At 37.8% G+C, this 22307-nt stretch carries 21 protein-coding genes; 17 read left to right on the forward strand and 4 right to left on the reverse strand.

From position 1 onward, the window contains the following. Nucleotides 1-17: 17 nt before the first annotated feature. Together IGJ63_RS03520 and IGJ63_RS03525 are read right to left on the reverse strand one after the other, a co-directional pair. The gene (locus IGJ63_RS03520; RefSeq protein WP_002383399.1) at nt 18-128 is read right to left on the reverse strand and encodes a DUF4044 domain-containing protein; all 111 of its coding nucleotides are present in this window, start codon (nt 126-128) and stop codon (nt 18-20) included. A 67-nt stretch (nt 129-195) separates the two neighbouring features. Further along, nucleotides 196-1161 carry a magnesium transporter CorA family protein gene (locus IGJ63_RS03525; RefSeq protein ID WP_002387038.1) on the reverse strand — a complete coding sequence of 322 codons (966 nt, stop codon included), beginning with the start codon at nt 1159-1161 and terminating at the stop codon, nt 196-198. 244 nt (nt 1162-1405) lie between these two features. Between IGJ63_RS03525 and IGJ63_RS03530 the strand changes: the two genes are divergently transcribed. The 17 genes from IGJ63_RS03530 to ileS all read left to right on the forward strand — a co-directional run bounded on the left by IGJ63_RS03530 (nt 1406) and on the right by ileS (nt 19901). After that, complete coding sequence (locus tag IGJ63_RS03530; protein ID WP_002383401.1) at nt 1406-1798, forward strand: DUF3397 domain-containing protein; 393 nt, start codon at nt 1406-1408, stop codon at nt 1796-1798. 233 nt (nt 1799-2031) lie between these two features. Further along, nucleotides 2032-2517, forward strand: a complete 486-nt coding sequence (mraZ, locus tag IGJ63_RS03535) for a division/cell wall cluster transcriptional repressor MraZ (protein WP_002383402.1) — start codon at nt 2032-2034, stop codon at nt 2515-2517. A gap of 14 nt (nt 2518-2531) precedes the next feature. Then, complete coding sequence (gene rsmH / locus IGJ63_RS03540) at nt 2532-3488, forward strand: 16S rRNA (cytosine(1402)-N(4))-methyltransferase RsmH (protein WP_002355891.1); 957 nt, start codon at nt 2532-2534, stop codon at nt 3486-3488. A gap of 16 nt (nt 3489-3504) precedes the next feature. Continuing rightward, nucleotides 3505-3912 carry a cell division protein FtsL gene (gene ftsL / locus IGJ63_RS03545; RefSeq protein ID WP_002355892.1) on the forward strand — a complete coding sequence of 136 codons (408 nt, stop codon included), beginning with the start codon at nt 3505-3507 and terminating at the stop codon, nt 3910-3912. Next, nucleotides 3912-6140: a penicillin-binding protein gene (locus IGJ63_RS03550; RefSeq protein ID WP_002381310.1), complete on the forward strand. Its 2229-nt coding sequence runs from the start codon at nt 3912-3914 to the stop codon at nt 6138-6140. Before ftsL ends, IGJ63_RS03550 begins: the two co-directional genes overlap by 1 nt. A 27-nt stretch (nt 6141-6167) precedes the next feature. After that, nucleotides 6168-7133, forward strand: a complete 966-nt coding sequence (mraY, locus tag IGJ63_RS03555) for a phospho-N-acetylmuramoyl-pentapeptide-transferase (RefSeq protein ID WP_002355894.1) — start codon at nt 6168-6170, stop codon at nt 7131-7133. A gap of 22 nt (nt 7134-7155) precedes the next feature. After that, the gene (gene murD, locus IGJ63_RS03560) at nt 7156-8526 is read left to right on the forward strand and encodes a UDP-N-acetylmuramoyl-L-alanine--D-glutamate ligase (protein ID WP_002373622.1); all 1371 of its coding nucleotides are present in this window, start codon (nt 7156-7158) and stop codon (nt 8524-8526) included. 4 nt (nt 8527-8530) lie between these two features. After that, nucleotides 8531-9622 (forward strand): undecaprenyldiphospho-muramoylpentapeptide beta-N-acetylglucosaminyltransferase, encoded by a 1092-nt coding sequence (gene murG, locus IGJ63_RS03565; protein ID WP_002378131.1) that lies wholly within the window; start codon nt 8531-8533, stop codon nt 9620-9622. 8 nt (nt 9623-9630) lie between these two features. Continuing rightward, nucleotides 9631-10755, forward strand: coding sequence for a cell division protein FtsQ/DivIB (locus IGJ63_RS03570; protein WP_002355897.1), 1125 nt, complete (start codon nt 9631-9633; stop codon nt 10753-10755). A gap of 173 nt (nt 10756-10928) precedes the next feature. Next, on the forward strand, nt 10929-12251 hold the full coding sequence (gene ftsA, locus IGJ63_RS03575; RefSeq protein WP_002355898.1) for a cell division protein FtsA: 1323 nt from the start codon (nt 10929-10931) through the stop codon (nt 12249-12251). A gap of 26 nt (nt 12252-12277) precedes the next feature. Continuing rightward, nucleotides 12278-13510 (forward strand): cell division protein FtsZ, encoded by a 1233-nt coding sequence (ftsZ, locus tag IGJ63_RS03580; RefSeq protein WP_002355899.1) that lies wholly within the window; start codon nt 12278-12280, stop codon nt 13508-13510. Nucleotides 13511-13526: 16 nt separating this feature from the next. After that, nucleotides 13527-14204: a YggS family pyridoxal phosphate-dependent enzyme gene (locus IGJ63_RS03585; RefSeq protein WP_002358890.1), complete on the forward strand. Its 678-nt coding sequence runs from the start codon at nt 13527-13529 to the stop codon at nt 14202-14204. Nucleotides 14205-14217: 13 nt separating this feature from the next. Beyond that, nucleotides 14218-14862, forward strand: coding sequence for a cell division protein SepF (locus tag IGJ63_RS03590; protein WP_002355901.1), 645 nt, complete (start codon nt 14218-14220; stop codon nt 14860-14862). Nucleotides 14863-14890: 28 nt separating this feature from the next. Next, nucleotides 14891-15148 carry a YggT family protein gene (locus tag IGJ63_RS03595; RefSeq protein WP_002355902.1) on the forward strand — a complete coding sequence of 86 codons (258 nt, stop codon included), beginning with the start codon at nt 14891-14893 and terminating at the stop codon, nt 15146-15148. A 26-nt stretch (nt 15149-15174) separates the two neighbouring features. Beyond that, on the forward strand, nt 15175-15957 hold the full coding sequence (locus tag IGJ63_RS03600) for an RNA-binding protein (RefSeq protein ID WP_284955284.1): 783 nt from the start codon (nt 15175-15177) through the stop codon (nt 15955-15957). Nucleotides 15958-16108: 151 nt separating this feature from the next. After that, entirely contained in the window at nt 16109-16810 is a 702-nt protein-coding gene (gene divIVA / locus IGJ63_RS03605) for a cell division protein DivIVA (protein WP_002355904.1), read from the forward strand. Nucleotides 16811-17120: 310 nt separating this feature from the next. Continuing rightward, a complete protein-coding gene (ileS, locus tag IGJ63_RS03610; RefSeq protein ID WP_438745943.1) occupies nt 17121-19901 on the forward strand; it encodes an isoleucine--tRNA ligase in 2781 nt (926 codons plus the stop codon). Nucleotides 19902-19952: 51 nt separating this feature from the next. Here ileS and zwf read toward each other — a convergent pair whose 3' ends face one another. Beyond that, nucleotides 19953-21476, reverse strand: a complete 1524-nt coding sequence (zwf, locus tag IGJ63_RS03615; protein ID WP_002355906.1) for a glucose-6-phosphate dehydrogenase — start codon at nt 21474-21476, stop codon at nt 19953-19955. Further along, nucleotides 21476-22144 carry a metal-dependent transcriptional regulator gene (locus IGJ63_RS03620; RefSeq protein WP_002358896.1) on the reverse strand — a complete coding sequence of 223 codons (669 nt, stop codon included), beginning with the start codon at nt 22142-22144 and terminating at the stop codon, nt 21476-21478. The genes zwf and IGJ63_RS03620 overlap by 1 nt, the downstream gene beginning before the upstream one ends. Nucleotides 22145-22307: the final 163 nt, after the last annotated feature.

Genomic DNA, 22307 nt, shown 5'->3' on the forward strand with positions numbered 1-22307 from the left:
TGAAAAAGTTCTCCAGTTTAAAGACTAAGAATTGCTGTTAAAACAGTTGAACCTACAATTGCGATCAGCATTAGCCAAACCACGACTTTCGTGATTTTTGAAAAGCGACTTTGTTCTTTGTCGTTCATAAATGACACGTCCTTTTTAATTTCTGCTAATAGTGTACAACCTTTTCCTGAAAACAGCAACCTAAAGTTATAAGAGATTCTTTTTCTTTAAAATTCGAATACTAATTACGCAGATTAAGGTAGTGATGGCAAAAATAATCCAAAAAGAATATTCATGCTCTGCAAAAGGGAGTTTCACATTCATGCCGTAAATTCCTCCGATGATGGTCGGAATGGTCAGGACAATTGTTAAGGATGTTAAAATTTTCATGACATTATTTAAGTTATTTGAAACGATTGCTGAAAAAGTATTACTAATGTTATCAACTAATTTTAGTTGTATTTTAGTCGTATTCAGTCCTTGTTCTAGTTCAATCAGAATATCCCTTAAAAATGGCAAATGTTTTTCTGGATGATTAAAAATTTCAGCGCTATATAAACGTTTTAATACTTTTAAATTATCCGTTAAAGCTGCTTCGAAATAAACTAGACTTTTTTGAATGTCCATAATCTGATACAATTGACTATTTTCTGTGGCTACTTGGAGCTCTCCTTCAAGTTTGTTGGTTTGTTGGATAAGTGCTTGTAAGTTTTTATTGAAGGAAAGGGCCATCTTCCATGAAAGGGCTAAAATTAAGGCCTTCTCAATAGAAAGATCTTGATGGGTGAACGCCTCTTTTTGAATCCCATGAACGATGTCGTTAGGCCCGTTGCTAACAGTAATTAGTTTGTTATCGATGGTTGCGATTAAAGCAATCGGCACCGTTTCTACTTGCAGATAGCCACTAGGACTGATACTAGCTTTGGGATAACGAAATAAAAGTAACGTAGGCGTTTGTAATTTTTCGTGGCGGAAGCCTTCCACTCGAGCATTTTCTTCATCATCTAAAACGCCGGTAAGATAATCTGTTGGTAAGTGGTATTGATTGACGAGACGCTCGATTTCTTCTTCTGTAGGAGATTCTACCGAAATCCAACTTAGGGCTTCATCGTCTGGTGAACAAGGTTCAAAATAGTCATTTTTCAATAATAAATAATTAATCAAAAGATTCACCCCGAATCAACATTTTTTGTTCTAAATCCATTATAATAGAAGTATGACACAATACGAGAAGAAAAGCTTATAAAAAACATTCAAAAATAAGTGGCCGCGATAGGTGAGGCCTCGTTTTGAAAATGGTTTGATAAGTAATCCGTTTTTTATATGAAAAAGCAAGCAAAAAGGGCTTTTAGCACATATATTTAAACGAAATGAAACATCTGTGTAACGTTGATGAAGTATAGTTATAGCAGGTGGAATGAAAGGATTTGTTGAGAGAATGGTGTCGTTTTCGGCAATAATGTTATTTTGGTATATTTTTCCGGTAATTGTGCTCTTTGCGTGCAATTTTCTCGTGTCCACTTTTTCCCTAACGGAACGTTGGAAAATAAAAGCACCGGATTTGGCCATTCCGTTTTTATTCATAGGGATCCATGAGTTATCCAAAGATAGTTATGATGAATCGATTATGCCGTATTTTGTGATTTCTATTTTGTTATTAGGAGTCGCTGTTGCCCTGTTTCAAGCTTATTATTATGGAGAGATTTTATATAGACGATATTTCAAGATGTTTTGGCGGTTGACGTTTTTACTAACGTTTGTGTTGTATGTGTTGCTTATCTTGCTAAATATCAGTCATTATCTACTGTAATAAAGCGTGGAGACAATAGGGGAAATACGCTGTGGGAAAATGTCCCCCACAACTCCCCACTCCGTGGGGTTTTTTTGTTATTTTGGGGGTTATTTGATAAAAAACATAGTAAAAACCTTGTTATAATAACATTTTTTGTTGGGTGATGCTTGTTACATAAAACCCTGTAAATATTACAGAAATTTTAAATAACAGTTAAAAAATAGAAGTTTTTAGATTTATAGTGGTAGAAAGTGGTGGGATGTGGTAGACTTGTTCTATCAAGTGGAAAAGCGGGTGTATTGGCTATGCTTATGGGTGAATACCAACATAATATCGATGCCAAAGGCCGCCTAATCGTTCCATCAAAGTTTCGTGAGGAACTTGGTGAAAAATTTGTGGTAACGAGAGGGATGGATGGCTGTTTATTTGGTTATCCTTTAAATGAATGGTCACAACTTGAAGCAAAACTTCAAGAAATGCCCTTAGCTAAGAAAGATGCACGTACCTTTGTACGATTCTTTTATTCCGCTGCAACAGAATGTGAGATTGATAAGCAAGGTCGTATCAATATTCCGGCGAATTTACGAACACATGCCAGTTTAGAAAAAGGCTGTGTTGTTATTGGCGTCTCTAACCGAATTGAAATTTGGAGTGACGAACGTTGGCATGCATTCTCTGATGAAGCTGAAGAAAACTTTGATGAATTAGCAGAAACAATGATTGATTTTGGATTTTAGGAATGAGGCAAATGATGACTGAAGAATTTCGCCATTACACCGTTCTTTTAAAAGAAACAGTGGATGGATTACAAGTGAAGCCGGATGGCGTATACGTAGATTGCACACTCGGTGGTGCCGGACATAGTGAATACTTACTGACACAATTGAATGAGCACGGTCATTTATATGCCTTTGATCAAGACCAAAAAGCGTTGGCACATGCTAAGACTCGTTTGCAGAAATATGTAGACAAAGGTCAAGTGACCTTCATCAAATCAAATTTTAGAAATATTAAAGAAGAATTGGCAGAACACGGGGTGTTCCATGTTGATGGGATTCTATACGATTTAGGTGTTTCTTCACCACAATTAGATGAAGCAGAACGTGGTTTTAGCTATCATCAAGACGCGCCCTTAGATATGCGCATGGATCAAGACGCACCCTTGACGGCTCGCGAAGTGGTGAATACGTATAGCTATAGTGAGTTAGTAAAAATTTTCTTTCGTTATGGGGAAGAGAAATTTTCGAAACAGATTGCTCGAGAAATTGAACGTGTTCGTGAAAAGCAACCAATTGAAACAACAGGTGAACTCGTTGAGATTATTAAGACGGCGATTCCAGCTCCAGCAAGACGCAAAGGTGGACATCCTGCAAAACGAATTTTCCAAGCAATTCGCATTGCCGTTAATGATGAATTAGGGGCAGTTGAAGAGTCGCTAGAACAAGCAATTGATTTGCTAGCGAAAAATGGCAGAATCAGTGTGATTACGTTCCATTCGTTAGAAGATCGTATTGTTAAAACAATGTTTAAAGAATACAGTACGGTACAAGATTTGCCACCAGGCATTCCAGTGGTACCAGAAGAATTTCAACCAGAATTAAAAGTAATTACCAGAAAACCAATTTTACCAAGTGACAGTGAGTTATCTGAGAATAATCGTTCACGAAGTGCGAAGTTACGCATTGCCGAAAAAATAAAATCTAGATAGAGAGAGGGGTAGACACATGGCTGAATTGAAGAAAGTAAATGATTTCCATTATGAAGCACCAGAAATGGATCAGCCAATTGTGGCAACAGAGCAAGACAGAAAAATGCAAGAGGAAACACTACCTGTCCCCACTCTATTACCCAAAAAGAAACTAAAAAATGTCTCTTTACTAGAAAAATTAATCGGTGTTGTATTAGTTTGTGCAACGATTGGTATTGCAATTGCGACAATTCAAGTAAGAACGACAATTGTCCAAACCATGAACGATATTACAGAAACACAAGCAGTCATTAAAGAAAAGGAAGATAACGCTTTGAAATTGGAACAAGAAAGAAGCGAACTTTCTAAATCAGATCGAATCAAAGATGTCGCTAAAAAACAAGGACTAGAAAATAACGGCGACAATGTTAGGACTGTTAAATAATGAGTAAAAGACATAAATTTAAACAATTCATGAAAAAGAAAAACTTAAATCCGATGAACAATCGTAAAAAAGTAGGCATCATTTTATTCGCTACGAGTATTGGATTGTTCTTTTTATTTGCCTTTAGAACGACATACATTGTGGCAACAGGCAAAGTAGCCGGTGTATCACTAAAGGAAAAAACAGCTTCTCTATATGAAGGAAGCCAAGTGGTAAAAGCTAAGCGAGGATCAATTTTAGATCGATATGGTAATCCAATTGCAGAAGATGCTACTTCCTATTCGTTATATGTCGTATTATCAAAAAAATATACGGGACAAAATAATGAAAAGCTATATGCGGAGAAAAAAGACTTCGATGATATTGCTGAAATTTTAGCGAAATATACCAAACTAGACAAAAAAACAGCATTGAAATACTTGAATAATGGGATCCATGAAGATGGGTCAACACAATATCAAGTGGAATTTGGTACGGGTGGTCAAAACATCACCTTGGAAACACGCCAAAAAATTGAAGCAGATTTGAAAAAGAAAAAAATTTCAGGTGTTTATTTCAATGAACATCCAGCCAGATTATATCCCAATGGTCAGTTTGCTTCTCACTTTATTGGCTATACAAAAGCAGCCAATCCAGATGATGATAAAGAAGGCTTAGTAGGCGCAATGGGACTAGAACAGACCTATAATGATATTTTAAGTGGAACCGATGGCCGTGTGTATTTTGAAAAAGATATTTATGGCAATGCCTTACCAGGAACTGTGGCGGAAGAGAAAAAAGCAGTGGATGGTCAAGATATTTACACGACGCTAGATAGTCGCTTGCAAAATACCTTAGAAGATTTAATGACGCAAGTTAATGAAAAATATGAACCAGTTTCTATGACTGCCATGTTAATGGAAGCAAAAACAGGCGAAATTGTTGCCATGTCTCAACGGCCAACATTTAATCCTGAAACGAAACAAGGGTTAGACGATAATGGCACGTGGCAGAACCTATTAGTTGAAAGTCCTTATGAACCAGGCTCAACAATCAAATTATTTACAACAGCTGCTTCTATGGAACAAGGACAGTTTAATCCTAATGAATTATTCAATCGTGTTGGTGGAATTCAGGTTGGGGATGTAACTGTGAATGACCATGACTACACTCGGTTGAACGGCAAAGAATATTTGAATTATCGTCAAGCCATTTCTTGGTCTAGTAATATTGGTATGGTAAAACTAGAACAAAAAATGGGTGATGAAAAATGGATGGAGTATTTGAAAAAATTTGGTTTTGGTACGAGCACGCATTCAGGTTTAAGTGGTGAATCTGCTGGTAAATTGCCAGGAACAAACTTTGTAGATAGAGCAATGTCGGCATTTGGTCAAGCAATTACGGTTACTAATTTCCAAATGATGAAAGGTTTCTCAGCTATTGCAAATGACGGTTCAATGTTGCAACCTCATTACATCAGCAAAATTGTTGACAAAAATACAGGAAAAGAAACGATTACGGAACCACAAATCGTAGGAACCCCAATCAAAGCGCAAACAGCTCAACAGATTCGTACGTACATGATTGATACTGTTGAAGACCCGACTTACGGGATTGCGTATGATATTTATAAAGTGCCAGGCTATCATGTTGCTGCCAAAACAGGAACTGCCCAGATTTCAGATGGTAAAGGGTACGTTGATGGAGCAAGTCAAGTCTTGTCTTCTGTAGTGGAAATGGTCCCAGCGGATAATCCTGAATATGTTTTGTATATTACACTGAGACAAGCAAAATCAGGTTCGCCTTCAGAAGCAATGGCGGCAATTGCAAACCCATTAATGAAATTAGCGTTAGACATTAAAGAGACAGATCCGGAAACAACGAAAGTAGCTTCTGATAAAGTCACAGTTGCTGATTATAAAAACATGACACCAGCGGAAGCGTTGGCCAATGCCAAAGTGAACGGGGTGGATCCTGTGATTATCGGTGATGGTGAAAAAATCAAGAAACAATCAACACCGTCTGGTCAAACATTAATGCCTAATCAGAAATTGATTTTGATTACAAATGGAACGAACTATATGCCTGATTTAACCGGCTGGTCGAAGAGCGATGTTACCAAGTTTGGTGATCTATTAGGTTTGACTGTCGAGTTTAAAGGTGAAGGCTATGTGACGAAACAAAGTATCGCTGCTGAAACTGAAATTACGGAGAAAAAATTAACCGTGACTTTAGAAGGCACAGAATAATAACGTAGAATAATTAGGAGAGATAACATGGAGTGGACACAGATTTTTATTCCCATAGTGGTGAGTTTTGCCATTACAGTGAGCGTAATGCCACTATTCATTGGCTATTTTCAAATGAAAAAACAAGGGCAGGTTACTCGTGAAGATGGCCCAACTTGGCATAGCGTGAAAACAGGTACCCCTACAATGGGGGGAGTCGTTTTCCTTGTAGCCAGCTTGATTACTTCATTAGCAATGGGGTTGTTTTTCCACCAATTTACGCCGTCTCTACTAATTATTCTATTTATTTTAGTATTATACGGTTTGCTAGGTTATTTAGATGATTTCATTAAAGTCTTTAAAAAACGGAACATGGGCTTGAATTCTCGTCAAAAATTAATTGGTCAAATTTTTGGTGGGTTGGTTTTCTACTTTGTTTATCGAAGTGAAGGCTTTTCAGACACCTTAGATTTGTTTGGAGTAGCAGAAGTTCCGTTAGGTATTTTTTATGGTGTGTTTATTATTTTTTGGTTAGTCGGTTTTTCTAATGCCGTGAATTTGACAGATGGGATTGATGGCTTAGTTGCTGGTTTAGGAACAATTTCATTTGGTACTTATGCAATTATTGCCTGGAAACAACAACAATTTGATGTTGTGATTATCTGCCTAAGTGTAATTGGTGGGCTGATTGGCTTTTTCCCTTATAATAGAAAACCAGCAAAAATCTTCATGGGTGATGTTGGTTCATTAGCATTAGGTGGATTGTTAGCAGCAATTTCAATTATTTTGCATCAAGAATGGACGCTACTTTTAATTGGACTTGTCTACGTTTGTGAAACAGCAAGTGTTATTTTACAAGTTGCTTCATTTAAATTATTTGGTCGACGGATTTTTAAAATGTCACCAATTCATCACCATTTTGAAATGTGTGGTTGGTCTGAATGGAAAATTGATTTTGTCTTTTGGTCTGTCGGTTTAATCTGTTCAGGAATCACATTATGGATTCTTTTCTAATCTATCAAAGGGGAAATTGACAATGAAAAAAATAACAACCTATCAAAACAAAAAAGTGTTGGTTTTAGGACTAGCTAAAAGTGGTGTCAGCGCAGCGAAACTCTTACATGAGTTAGGTGCGCTCGTTACCGTTAATGACGCAAAACAATTTGATCAAAACCCTGACGCCCAAGATTTATTAACCTTGGGTATTCGTGTTGTTACAGGGGGGCATCCAATTGAATTGTTGGATGAAGAATTTGAACTAATCGTTAAAAATCCTGGTATTCCTTATACAAATCCACTTGTGGCAGAAGCACTAACTCGGAAAATTCCTATCATAACTGAGGTGGAATTAGCAGGTCAAATTGCCGAATGTCCAATTGTCGGCATTACGGGCACCAATGGCAAAACAACCACGACCACGATGATTGGTTTATTGCTAAACGCTGACAGAACGGCTGGTGAGGCACGTTTGGCGGGAAATATTGGTTTTCCAGCGAGTACGGTGGCTCAAGAAGCAACAGCCAAGGATGATCTTGTGATGGAACTTTCTAGTTTTCAGTTAATGGGAATTGAGACGTTTCACCCACAAATTGCAGTAATTACAAATATTTTTGAGGCACACTTGGATTATCATGGTTCGCGGAAAGAATATGTTGCTGCAAAATGGGCTATTCAAAAAAACATGACCGCAGATGACACCTTGATTTTAAATTGGAATCAAGTAGAGCTTCAAACGTTAGCCAAAACCACAGCTGCCAACGTATTGCCTTTTTCAACGAAAGAAGCAGTAGAAGGGGCTTATCTTTTAGATGGGAAATTATATTTTAATGAAGAATATATTATGCCCGCCGATGAGTTAGGTATTCCTGGCAGTCACAATATTGAAAATGCACTCGCAGCGATTTGTGTAGCTAAATTAAAAAATGTATCGAATGCTCAGATTAGACAAACTTTGACAAACTTTTCAGGCGTTCCCCATCGAACGCAATTTGTTGGCGAAGTTCAGCAAAGACGTTTTTATAACGATTCAAAAGCAACCAATATTTTAGCTACAGAGATGGCGTTAAGTGGGTTTGACAACCAAAAGCTACTTTTACTTGCGGGTGGCTTGGATCGCGGTAACTCATTTGATGAATTGGTTCCTGCCCTGTTGGGACTCAAAGCAATTGTTTTGTTTGGAGAAACTAAAGAAAAATTGGCGGAAGCTGCTAAAAAAGCGAACATTGAAACAATTTTATTTGCTGAAAATGTTCAAACGGCGGTTACCATTGCCTTTGATTATTCGGAAAAAGATGATACTATTTTACTATCACCTGCTTGCGCAAGTTGGGATCAATACCCGAATTTTGAAGTACGCGGGGAAGCCTTTATGCAAGCTGTTCAACAATTAAAAGAAAGTGAAATGTGAGAAAATGAAGATACTAGTAACTGGTGGTGGCACAGGTGGGCATATCTATCCTGCGTTATCCTTCGTCGAACACGTCAAAAAAGAAGCACCTGCAACAGAATTCTTGTATGTGGGAACAGAAAATGGTTTAGAAAGTCAAATTGTGCCAAAGGCGAAAATTCCATTTAAAACGATTAAAATTCAAGGATTCAAGCGTTCGCTGAGTCCTCAAAATTTTAAAACAATTTATTTATTTTTAACAAGCATTAATAAAGCAAAAAAAATTATTCGTGAATTTCAACCAGATGTGGTCATTGGTACAGGTGGTTATGTTTCTGGTGCAGTAGTTTATGCGGCCCACCAATTGAAAATACCGACAATTATTCATGAACAAAATAGTATCCCCGGAATGACAAATAAATTTTTAAGTCGTTATGTGGATAAAATTGCGATTTGTTTTCCAGATGTCGCTAGTTTTTTCCCGAAAGAAAAAACAATTTTAACAGGGAACCCGCGGGGACAAGAAGTCGTAACGGTGAAAAAGTCAGCTATTTTATCAGAGTTTGGCTTGGATCCAGCAAAGAAAACGGTGGTTTTATTTGGCGGAAGTCGTGGCGCCTTGAAAATCAATCAAGCGTTTGAACAGGCCTTTCCTTTGTTTGAAGAGAGAGAGTATCAAGTTTTATACGCTTCAGGAGAAAGATATTATCAGGAACTTCAAGAAAGTCTAAAGCTTTCTGAAAAGAAATTGACAAACATAAGTGTGCAACCGTATATTGATAAAATGGTTGAAGTGATGGCTAATACCGATTTAATGGTGGGACGTGCAGGAGCAACCTCAATTGCGGAGTTCACCGCATTAGGATTACCAGCAATTTTAATTCCGAGTCCTTACGTCACGAATGATCATCAAACGAAAAACGCGCAAAGCTTAGTAAAAGTTGGTGCTGTTGAAATGATTCCAGATGCAGAATTGACCGGCGCTCGTTTAGTTGCGGCAATTGATGATATTTTATTAAACAATGAAAAAAGACAACAGATGGCAACGGCGTCCAAAGGGGAAGGCATCCCAGATGCAAGTGATCGTTTGTATCAAGTTGTGAAAACATTAGTCTGAGATAGGAGGTGTGGAAGATTAGTAACGAGAACGATATATTCAAAAAAAGAAAACCATTACCTCCAAAAAAATCGGAAGAGTCTCAACCTGAACTGACACCTTGGCAAAAACAAAACCAAGAATATTTGAAGAAGCAAGCGGAAGAAGCTGCTTCAAAAGGTGAAAACGAACAAGCAGAAGTCACCATCACTTTACAAGAACAAAGTCAAGAAGAGCCTCAACAACATCTTCCACAAGAAACAGTGGAAGAAGAGGAGCATTTTGCAGATCGTTTACCGAACGTTAAGAAAACACGGAACAAGCGCTTATACAGGCGTTTAGCCTTTATTTTAACTTGTTTAGGGACAGCCATTTTAGTGGCATTGTATTTTGTTTCGCCTCTTAGTCGATTGAGTGAAGTAACAGTTTCAGGTAACAAAAGTGTGGAGAGCCAAGCGATTATTCAGCAGTCAAAACTTGAAACGGGTAGTGGCTTATGGGAGCAGTATTCAAATAGAAATTATTTTTCTGCAAATATTCAGAAAAAGTTTCCAATTATAAAAAAGGCGAACATTAAGTTAAATGGTATTAATTCATTTAAAATTGATATTCAAGAGTATCAAATTGTCGCTCTTGCTGCGACTAAAGGCGGCTATCATCCGATTTTAGAGAATGGTAAAACTTTGGCGGAAACCACCAAGGCTGCTGAAAGTGGCAAACCAATTTTTGAGAATTTCAAAGAGGATAAATTAATCCCTGAATTAATGGCCTCTTACAACAAATTACCTCAAGAAATTAAACAAGGAATTTCAGAAATTAAATATGCACCATCAAAAACCAATAAAGACTTGATTAATGTCTATATGAATGATGGAAATCGAGTGATTGTTAATATTTCTGATTTAAGTGAAAAAATGGCTTATTATTCACAAGTAGCCGAGCAAATGGACAAACCTGGAATCGTTGATATGGAAGTCGGCATTTTTTCTTATCCGTATGAAAAAGAAAGTGAAGAAACGGGCAGTGAAGTTTCCGAAGATTCAGCGGTTGAAAATCAAGAAGTTGTGGACCCAAATGCAGGCGCAGCAACGGATGAAGCGAATAACGGTACGCCGACAAATGGAGAAAATCAAGAAGTGCAACAAGCAGAATAAGTTTTTTACAAAAATGTTTCAAAAATTAACGAACAAATTCGTATAATCTGCTTTCTAAAACCCCCATTTTTATGGTAAAATTGGAAGAAGTGAATAATACTAAAAAAGAGATAGTTAAACGGACGCCTTTGTCCGCTTAGATATTGGAATTAATAGGAGGAGGAATTCCGTTCATGGCAAAAACAGGAATGTATGTAGGCCTCGATATTGGTACAACTTCTGTCAAAGTAGTTGTCGCTGAATATATTGAAGGTCAAATGAACATCATCGGCGTTGGAAATGCAAAATCAGACGGTTTGAATCGAGGGATTGTCGTCGATATTGATCAAACAGTTCAAGCAATCCAACGGGCCGTTCGACAAGCCGAAGAAAAAGCCGGCATTCAAATTAAAAGCGTAAATGTTGGATTACCAGCGAATTTATTAGAAGTAGAAAGCTGTCAAGGAATGATAGCTGTTAGCAGTGAATCAAAAGAAATTACAGATGAGGATGTGCGCAACGTCGCATCTGCAGCTTTGGTTCGTTCAACTCCTCCTGAACGTCAAATTGTTGCAATCTTACCGCAAGACTTTACCGTCGACGGCTTTGAAGGCATCAAAGACCCACGTGGAATGCTTGGCGTTCGCATGGAGATGTTTGGCGTTGTCTATACTGGACCAAAAACAATCATCCATAACATCCGTAAATGTGTTGAAAAAGCTGGCTTAGGAATTAACGAATTAGTGATTACACCGCTTGCTTTAACGGAAACAATTTTAACAGATGGCGAAAAAGACTTTGGAACAATTGTCATTGATATGGGTGGCGGTCAAACAACGACATCTGTTATCCACGACAAACAATTGAAATTTACTCATGTTAACCAAGAAGGCGGCGAGTTCATCACGAAAGATATCTCAATCGTATTGAATACTTCTTTTAACAACGCCGAAGCCTTAAAAATTAATTATGGGGATGCTTATCCAGAAAGAACTTCAGCAAACGAAGAGTTTCCTGTTGATGTTATCGGTAAGTCAGAGCCTGTAAGAGTGGACGAACGTTACCTTTCAGAAATTATTGAAGCGCGTGTGGAACAAATTTTGAGAAAATCAAAAGAAGTTCTGGATGAAATTGATGCGTTTGAATTACCTGGAGGCGTTGTGTTAACTGGTGGCGCCGCTAGTATGCCAGGTATTGTCGATTTGGCGCAAGAAATTTTTGAAGCCAACGTAAAACTATACGTACCAAATCACATGGGCTTACGTAACCCAGTCTTTGCTAATGTCATTAGCATTGTGGAATATTCAGCGCAACTAAACGATATTTATCACATTGCCAAATATGCAATCCCTGGTGAAAAATCGAAACCAGCACAATCAGTCGCTGTCCAACAAGAAGTTCGCTATGACACATATGCTGAACAGCCTCAAGAAGAATACGAAGAATTCAACGAACGTGAGTCTGGTGAAAAAGTGACAGGCAAAATCAAAGACTTCTTCTCGAACATTTTCGACTAATCACACAAACAGGAGGATACGATATCATGGAATTTTCATTAGACAATAACATTAACAACGGTGCAGTCATTAAAGTTATCGGTGTAGGTGGCGGCGGCGGAAACGCTGTAAACCGTATGATCGAAGAAAACGTTAAAGGTGTGGAATTTATCACAGCCAATACAGACGTTCAAGCATTAAAACATTCAAAAGCAGAAACAGTGATTCAATTAGGCCCTAAATACACTCGTGGTTTAGGTGCTGGTTCACAACCTGAAGTTGGCCAAAAAGCTGCAGAAGAAAGTGAACAAGTGATTTCAGAATCATTACAAGGCGCGGATATGATTTTCATTACTGCTGGTATGGGTGGCGGAACTGGTACAGGTGCTGCGCCAGTAGTTGCAAAAATCGCTAAAGAATTAGGCGCTTTAACAGTTGGTGTAGTAACTCGTCCATTTAGTTTTGAAGGTCCAAAGCGTGGTCGTTTTGCCGCTGAAGGAATTGCCTTATTAAAAGAAAACGTTGATACACTATTAATTATCTCAAACAACCGCTTATTAGAAGTCGTTGACAAGAAAACGCCAATGCTTGAAGCATTTAGAGAAGCTGATAATGTATTACGTCAAGGTGTTCAAGGGATTTCAGATTTAATCACTGCACCAGGTTACGTAAACTTGGACTTTGCTGACGTGAAAACAGTGATGGAAAACCAAGGAACAGCTTTAATGGGAATTGGTGTAGCGAGCGGCGAAGAACGCGTAATTGAAGCAACGAAAAAAGCTATTTCTTCACCATTGTTAGAAACATCAATCGATGGTGCGGAACAAGTCTTATTAAACATTACTGGTGGCTTAGATATGACCTTGTTTGAAGCGCAAGATGCTTCAGATATCGTTACAAATGCTGCTTCAGGTGATGTGAACATCATCCTAGGTACATCAATCAACGAAGATTTAGGCGACGAAATTCGTGTAACAGTAATCGCTACAGGTATTGATGAATCAAAAAAGGATAGAAAACCGCACCGTCAAACAAGACAAGCGGTTCAACCAATGCAACAAACAACTCAATCTGTGGAAATGGATCAACCAAAATCACAAGAAGAAGCAAGTGCTTTTGGCGATTGGGATATTCGCAGAGAACAAAATACACGTCCAAAAGTTGATGAATCTTCATTAGAACAAGTAGACAAAAAAGAATTTGACACATTCCACCGTGAAGAACCAAATCACAATGATGACGAATTAAGTACGCCACCATTTTTCCGCAGAAAACGATAAGGAGCATCGATTAGAAATGATAGCTGAAAACTTAACAAATATTAATAATCAACTTCAGCTAGCATGCAAAAGCTCACAGCGCTCTGTTGCTGATGTGACAATGATTGGCGTCACTAAATCAGTAGGAATTGAGGAAGCAGCAGAGCTTGTTCAGCTTGGTGTCCAGAATTTAGCTGAAAACCGAGTAGATAAGTTACTAGAAAAGAAAGCTGGATTGGAAAAATTTAATGATATTCAGTGGCATTTAATTGGTAATTTACAACGTAGGAAGGTAAAATTAATTATTAATGAGATAGATTATTTTCATGCATTAGATAGTCTGAGTCTGGCCAAAGAAATTCAAAAAAGAGCAACGAAAGTTATTCGTTGTTTTGTTGAAGTGAATATAACTGGGGAAGAAAGCAAGCACGGCTTTCGTAAAGAAGACGTCTTACCTTTCATTCAAGAACTTGCTGATTTGGACAAAATTCAAATCGTCGGTCTAATGACTATGGCACCTTTTGGGGCAAGTGAAGAAGTATTACATGCAACATTTAGAGAATTAAAAGAGCTGCAAATGACCGTAAATGAGAAACATTTATCTTTTGCTCCTTGTACAGAACTTAGCATGGGAATGAGTAACGATTTCCCAATCGCAGTTGAAGAAGGTGCAACTTTTATACGAATCGGAACAGCGTTATTCAGAGATGCGTAAAGGAGAGGAATTTATGTCAATTTTTAACAAGGATGCGTTATCGAGCTTTTTTGGCTTATCTGGCGAAGAAGATGATTATTATGATAACTACGAAGAATATGAAGAGCGCAAAGCAGTTAATGAACCACCGCGTCGTGCAGCTCGGCCTAAACCACAACGCCCTGTTCAACAACAGGAAAGTTACAGTCAGCCAGCTTATACACAACAAAGTGAGCCTGTAGTTGAAAAACCTTCTGCACGCTATCGTTCTGCTGAAGCGCATCAAGAAAGAGACACACAACAAGCGGCTTACACAGAGAAAAAAGTGGTTTCTATGCGTAGTTCTAATCAATCAGCGACTACGAATACAAGACGAGCACAAGAAAGCACCGCCAATGCAAAAACACATAAAATTACTATTATTGAACCACGTGTGTATTCAGAAGCAATGAGCATTGCGAAACATTTATTTGCTGAAGAAGCTGTGCTAGTTAATTTTACATTAGTAGAAGAAGACCAAGCACGACGCATCGTTGATTTCTTAACTGGTACTGTGTATGCTTTAGACGGAGATATTCAGCGCGTTGGCAATGAAATCTTCTTATGCACACCAGCGAATATGGAAATTGATAGTGCGACAGCACAATCTTTAGCCAACAAACAGTTCTTTGATTTCTAAGCCTTAGGGAGGTGTTATTATCGCAACACTGATTACTCTATTATACAAAGGCGTTCAAATCTATTCAGGATTACTAGTGATTTACGCGCTACTTTCATGGTTTCCAGGAGCATATGATTCTGCTTTCGGGCGTTTGCTCTCTAGAATTTGTGAACCATACTTAAGTTTGTTTGACCGTTTGAATTTAAGGATTGGAATGGTTGGATTTAACGTAATGGTAGGGATTATTGTCCTTAACCTAGCAGCGGGTGGCTTAGCAGTCATTTTACGAGCTATTGTTTATTAATAACTTTTAGAAAGGATGATTTATCTATGAACGCAAATGTGTATCAACATTTCCGCAAAGATGAACATCCTTTTATTGACACTGTCGGGGATTGGCTAGAGCAAGTGGAGATGCAATACGCGCCTTATTTGACAGACTTTCTTGATCCTAGACAGGCGTATATTTTGGAAACGTTGATTCGACAAAACAGTGATTTATCGTTTACTTTTTATGGTGGTTATGAGCAAGCAGAACGAAAACGCTGCTTGATTTATCCAGCGTATTACATACCAGAAGAGACAGATTTTGGTGTTGTATTATTTGAAATTATTTATCCATCTAAATTTGCGACATTATCTCATGGGAAAATTTTAGGCACCTTGATGAATGTTGGGGTTCGTAGGGAAGCCTTTGGAGATATTATTTCCGATGGTGATAAGTGGCAGGTTTTTATAGCACAAGAAGTAGCTGCCTTCGTTGTTAACCAAGTCGACAAAATTGGTAAAATTACTGTTCGCTTAGAAGAGCGGGATTATACACAAATTTTGATACCGAAGGATGGTTGGCAAGAAGAGCGAACGACTATGAGCTCTTTGCGGCTGGATAGTGTGATTTCCGCCGTATTTAATATTTCAAGGCAGCGATCAAAACAATTGATCGAATCTGGTAAAGTAAAAGTCAATTGGACAGAAACGACACGACCAGATTTTGCCTTAGACTTATTAGATATTGTTTCGATACGAGGATTTGGGCGCCTTCAGATTCAAGAATTAGAAGGAAAAACAAAGAAAGAAAAATTTCGTGTCCTCTTAGGGGTATTGAGAAAATAATCTCGAACTTTTGTTTAAGAAAACCATTTTGGCTGTTCATTCAGACGAAGTTGTGTATAATAAAAAAAGTAAGATATTTGCTATTTCAGGATTAGTATGAGAATGTGTTCATAAGGGGTTTTACAAAAATAATCCAAAGAGGTGAAGGAATATGGCATTAACTCCATTAGATATTCAAAACAAAGACTTCTCAACAAAAATGAGAGGCTATAACCAAGACGATGTAGATGACTTTTTAGATCAAGTCACACGTGATTATGAAGATGCATTACAAAAAAATCGTGAACTTGAGAAATCATTAAAACACGCAGAAGAAAAATTACAATACTTCAATGAATTGAAAGATGCATTGAACCAATCAATTATTGTTGCACAAGATACCGCTGATAAAGTGAAATCAAGTGCCAATAAAGAATCAGAAATGATTATCACTTCGGCAGATAACCAAGCCAAAGAAACCTTGGTAGAAGCTGAACGTAAATCAAATGCAATGATTGCAGATGCTGAAGCGAAATCAACACAAATCTTAGCAGAAGCAATTGAACGTGCTCGCCAATTAGCTGGGGAAACAGAGGACTTGAAGAAGAAAACACGTGTCTTCCATCAACGCTTAAGCTTAATGCTTGAAACTCAATTAGAGCAAGTGAAGAGTGAAGAGTGGGAAGAGATTTTAAAGCCTTTTTCTAGTTATGTCGGAGACAAACATACAGCAGTTAAGGAAATTCTTGATGAACAAGACCTTGACAACGAAAATGAAACTGTTGTAAACTCTGAAGAGAACACAGATGCTGTAGTAGAAAAAAAGCCTGTAATTGAAGTCACTGAAGAAACAATTGAAGAAGAATCAAAATAGATAGAACAGAACGTTTAATGTTTATTCTTAGCAGCGAGTCAATGATAGTGAAAGTTTGACAGACACTGGCATTAAACAGATCCTCTATCCTAGATGCAGTTCTGAACACTTGAGTAGGAATTGCCGGATAATTACCGTTATCAATTTCAGAGAAAGTAGGGGCAACTCTACTTTGAATTTGGGTGGTAACACGAGTACTTCGTCCCTTGGGATGGAGTACTCTTTTTTTATCTACTTTTATCAGCTATCGTTCATCTTTAGTATGAACTAACACAATTAAATCGATAAAATGAAAGCGAGGCAAATGCATATGAAAATGAAAGAAACATTGCAATTAGGAAAAACAGCTTTTCCAATGCGTGGGAACTTGCCAAACCGTGAAGCAGAATGGCAAAAAGACTGGGAAGAAAAAGGCTTATATGAACAACGTCAAAAATTAAACGAAGGAAAACCAACCTTTGTTTTACATGATGGCCCTCCGTATGCAAACGGAAATATTCATTTAGGACATTCTTTGAATAAAATCAGTAAAGATATTATTATTCGTTCAAAATCAATGTCTGGTTTCCGTTCTCCTTATGTGCCTGGTTGGGATACTCATGGTTTACCAATTGAGCAAGTGTTAACCAATAAAGGGGTTAAACGTAAAGAAATGACTGTCGCTGAGTATCGCGAAAAATGTAAAGAGTATGCCTTATCACAAGTCGATAAACAACGTAACGATTTTAAACGTTTAGGTGTGTCAGGCGATTGGGAACATCCATACATTACGTTAGATCCAGAGTATGAAGCAGCAGAAATTCGTGTTTTTGGTAAGATGGCAGAAAAAGGCTATATTTATAAAGGCTTAAAACCAATTTATTGGTCTCCTTCAAGTGAATCTTCTTTAGCAGAAGCAGAAATTGAATACAAAGATGTAAAATCACCTTCTATTTACGTAGCTTTTAATGTGGCCGATGGTAAAGGTCTTTTAGATAACGAGACAGCCTTCGTCATCTGGACGACAACCCCTTGGACATTACCAGCCAACTTAGGTATTTCAGTTAATCCTGATTTTACGTATGTTGAAGTGAAGGCAGACGGTCGTAAATTTGTAATTGCTAAAGATTTATTAGCAACAGTTAAAGAAGCGGTTGGTTGGGAAGAAGTAGAAGTCTTGCGAGAATTTTCTGGTGAAAAATTAGATCGTATGACAGCTCAACATCCATTCTATGATCGAACATCACTTGTTATGCTAGGCGACCACGTGACGCTAGATGCTGGGACTGGCTTAGTTCATACCGCACCAGGGCATGGTGAAGATGACTATATCGTTAGCCGTAAATATGATTTGCCTGTTATTTCTCCTGTTGACAGTCGTGGGGTCTTTACAGATGAAGCACCTGGTTTTGAAGGAATTTTCTATGACAAAGCGAATCCAATGATTACTGAGTTATTAGAAGAAAAAGGCGCGTTATTAAAATTAGATTTCTTTACGCATAGTTATCCACATGATTGGCGTACCAAAAAACCAGTTATCTACCGTGCAACGCCACAATGGTTTGCTTCAATCTCTAAATTCCGTCAAGATATTTTAGATGAAGTTGAGAAAGTTGAATGGCTAATTCCTTGGGGAAAAACACGTTTATATAATATGATTCGTGACCGTGGTGATTGGGTAATCTCTCGCCAAAGAGCGTGGGGTGTACCATTACCGATCTTCTATGCTGAAAACGGGGAAGCCATCATTACGCCAGAAACAATTGAACATGTAGCGAATTTATTTGCAGAACATGGATCAAATATCTGGTTTATGCGTGAAGCAAAAGAGTTACTACCAGCAGGCTTTACACATCCAGGTTCACCAAATGGCGAGTTTACCAAAGAAACAGATATCATGGACGTTTGGTTTGACTCAGGTTCTTCACATGAAGGAGTTTTACGAGAAAGAGAAGAGTTAACTTTCCCAGCAGATATGTATTTAGAAGGTTCTGACCAATATCGTGGTTGGTTTAACTCAAGTATTACAACAAGTGTTGCTATCAATGGGGTAGCGCCTTATAAATCAATCATTTCTCAAGGGATGGTTCTCGATGGTGAAGGCCGTAAGATGAGTAAATCGTTAGGCAATACTATCTTACCTGAAAAAGTTATCAATCAAATGGGTGCAGATATCTTACGCTTGTGGGTAAGTAGTGTTGACGCGGAAGCCGATGTGCGTGTCTCAATGGATATCTTAAACCAAGTATCTGAAGTGTACCGGAAAATCCGTAATACTATGCGTTTCTTGTTAGCGAATACGAGTGATTTTAATCCAGCTGAGCATACTGTAGCTTATGCTGATTTACGTTCTGTAGATAAATACATGACGGTTCGTTTAAATCAAGTCATTCAAGAAATCCGTGAAAATGGTTATGAAAAATATAATTTCATGCATATTTATCGGACAGTTATGAACTTCTTAACTGTAGATTTATCTTCTTTCTATTTAGACTTTGCGAAAGATGTCGTTTATATTGAAGCAGAAAATGATTATCAACGTCGTTGTATGCAGACTGTTTTCTATCAAACATTGGTTTCGTTAACAAAATTATTGACACCAATTATTCCACATACAGCGGAAGAAATTTGGAGTTTCTTACAAGAAGAAGAAGAGTATGTGCAATTAGCTGAATTCCCAGGTTACGAAACGTTTACTAATGAAGAAGAATTAATGGATACATGGGCAGCCTTTATGGATTTCCGTGACAATGTCTTAAAAGCGTTGGAAGAAGCTCGTCATTCTAAATTAATCGGTAAATCGTTAGAAGCCAAAGTGACCGTTTATCCAAATGAACAAATTCGTCAATTAATGACAGCTGTTGATGCAGATATTGCTCAATTACTAATTGTTTCCGACTTTGAAGTATCAAAAGAAGTAGCACCTAGTGAAGCTGTTCAATTTGAAGACATGGCTATTTTAGTTGAAAAAGCAGAAGGCGAAACGTGTGACCGTTGTCGTTCCGTTCGTCAAGATGTCGGCTCAGATGAAAAATTACCAACACTTTGTGGCCGTTGTGCACACATTGTTGAAGAAAATTATCCAGAAGCGGTTGCTGAAGGATTCGAATAAACAAGAAAAAAGATCCGCTAGTCGTTAACTAGCGGATCTTTTTTGGCTTATTTATTGATCAAGTTGACCGCGGTCACGGTACCAGTTATCTGGTTGCCATTCCCAAGTAAAGCCATCTTTTTCTAATAAGTCGAAGGCAGCTTGCGGGCCCATTGTGCCAGCGGCATAATTAGGGAAAGAAACGTCTGTTTTATCCCAAGCATGTCGAATAATGTCAACAATGCGCCAAGATTGGGCAACTTCGTCCCAATGAGAGAAGTTTGTACTATCGCCATTTAGGCAGTCTAATAGAAGTTTTTCATACGCTTCTGGACTATTTTCAGTCATTTCAGCACTTTGACGGAAATCAAGTTTCACTGGAGTTGTATTGAACCCTTGACCGATTTCTTTTCCATTTAAGGTTAATGAAAATCCTTCAGTTGGTTGGATATAGATAGTTAAAACATTCGGTGGTAAATCGGTTTTATCGCATTCTTCACACGTATCATCTTTGAAGACATTAATAGGTACTTGTTTAAAGACGATGTTAATGCGTGTGCCTTTTTCAGTTAATCGTTTACCTGTGCGAACATAGAAAGGGACGCCAGACCAACGGAAATTATCAATTAAAAATTTACCAGCAACAAAAGTTTCAGTGGATGAAGTTTCTGCCACATTTGGTTCATCACGATAGGCTGCAAATGTTTGATCAGCTAGCTGACCTTCGCCGTATTGGCCACGCACGAAATTTTGAAGGGCTTCTTCTTCAGAATAAAGGCGGATGGCACGTAAAGCTTTTACTTTTTCAGTCCGAATTTCTTTTTCAGAAAAAGCAACAGGAGGCTCCATAGAAAGCAATGCAACGACTTGTAAAATATGATTTTGAACCATATCTTTTAGTGCGCCACTGTGGTCATAATAGCCGCCACGATCCTCGACACCTAAGCTTTCAGCGAAGGTGATTTGGACATTATCAATGTAACGATTGTTCCATTGTGATTCAAAAATATTATTGGCAAAACGAATGGCTGAAATATTTTGGATCATTTCTTTGCCTAAGTAGTGGTCAATTCGGAAAATATCTTGTTCAGGAAATGCAGCACGAATTTCTTCATTTAATTCGTAGGCAGATTCATAATCAGAACCAAATGGCTTTTCGATAATTAGACGATCAAAGCCTTCTTCCGAAATAATATGTTGTGATTTCAAGTGATTAACAATGGTTCCAAAGAATTGAGGGGCCATAGCTAAATAGTAAACATGATTGCCTTCTAAGTGGTATTGTTCATTTAGGCGATCAGATAATTCTTTTAAGGTATTATAATGTTCCGTATCATTCACATTATGTGATTGGTAATAGAAATGACTAGAAAATTCAGTCGCCTCTTCGGCCGTGGGATTTAAGTCTTGAATGGTTTCACGAACGATTTCACGATAGTATTCGTCTGTCCATTCCCGACGTGCGGTACCAATCACCGCAAAACGCTCAGCTAATAATCCTTTTTTATATAAGCGGAACAGGGAAGGATACAATTTGCGTTTGGCAAGATCACCTGTCCCCCCGAAAATAGTAAATAATGCTACTTTTTCATTCATTAGTTTTCCTCACTTTCTCTAATCAACGGCTCAACAAAAATTGTGTTTGCTGCTTTAAAGCTGACGGATAATTCTTTGTTTTCATTATAAATGGTGATTGGTCCTTCATATGCAGCAATTTCTTTAATCGTATATTCTTCTTGAATATTTAAATCAATGGAAACTAAATAATCCAGTAATTCTTTTTCGTCTAAGACACGTGCAATCCGAATTTTTGTGCCAACAGGGTAGTCTGTTAACGTTTGGCGTTTCTCCTCATGAATGGGTTGATTATCTTCGGGAATAACACCACCGTGTGGACAAAATTCTGGATGATTTAAATAATCCGCTAAACGGTTCACAAGCGTCTGTGAAGTGACATGTTCTAAAACTTCTGCCTCTTCGTGCACATCATTCCAAGTGTAATTTAAGTGCTCTACTAAAAAGACTTCCCAGATTCGGTGTTTGCGAATTAACGTACTCGCTTTTTTTAAGCCTTTTTCAGTTAATTGTACCCCTTGATAAGGAGAATGCTCAACCAAATCTTCTTTTACTAACTTTGAAATCATCTCACTAACCGAAGCTGCCGAAACATCGAGTCCAGAAACAATTTGTTTATTATTCACTTTAACTTCGTCGCCACCTAATTCAAAAATTAATTTTAAATAGTCTTCGCGATTTGGTGTCATAGGGGCTCATCCTTTCAAAAAAACATCATCCTAAGTTTATCAGAAAAAGGCGCATTTGACTATTTAATAATATTCAAGTTGTAAGAAAACTTTCTGAATGCTTTTGCAAGGGATGTAAAAAAATAAATCACCCACCGCACATACTTCATTTTATGTGTCGTGG

Origin of the sequence: Enterococcus sp. DIV1375a, assembly GCF_051712205.1 — a bacterium.
Lineage (GTDB): Bacteria > Bacillota > Bacilli > Lactobacillales > Enterococcaceae > Enterococcus > Enterococcus faecalis.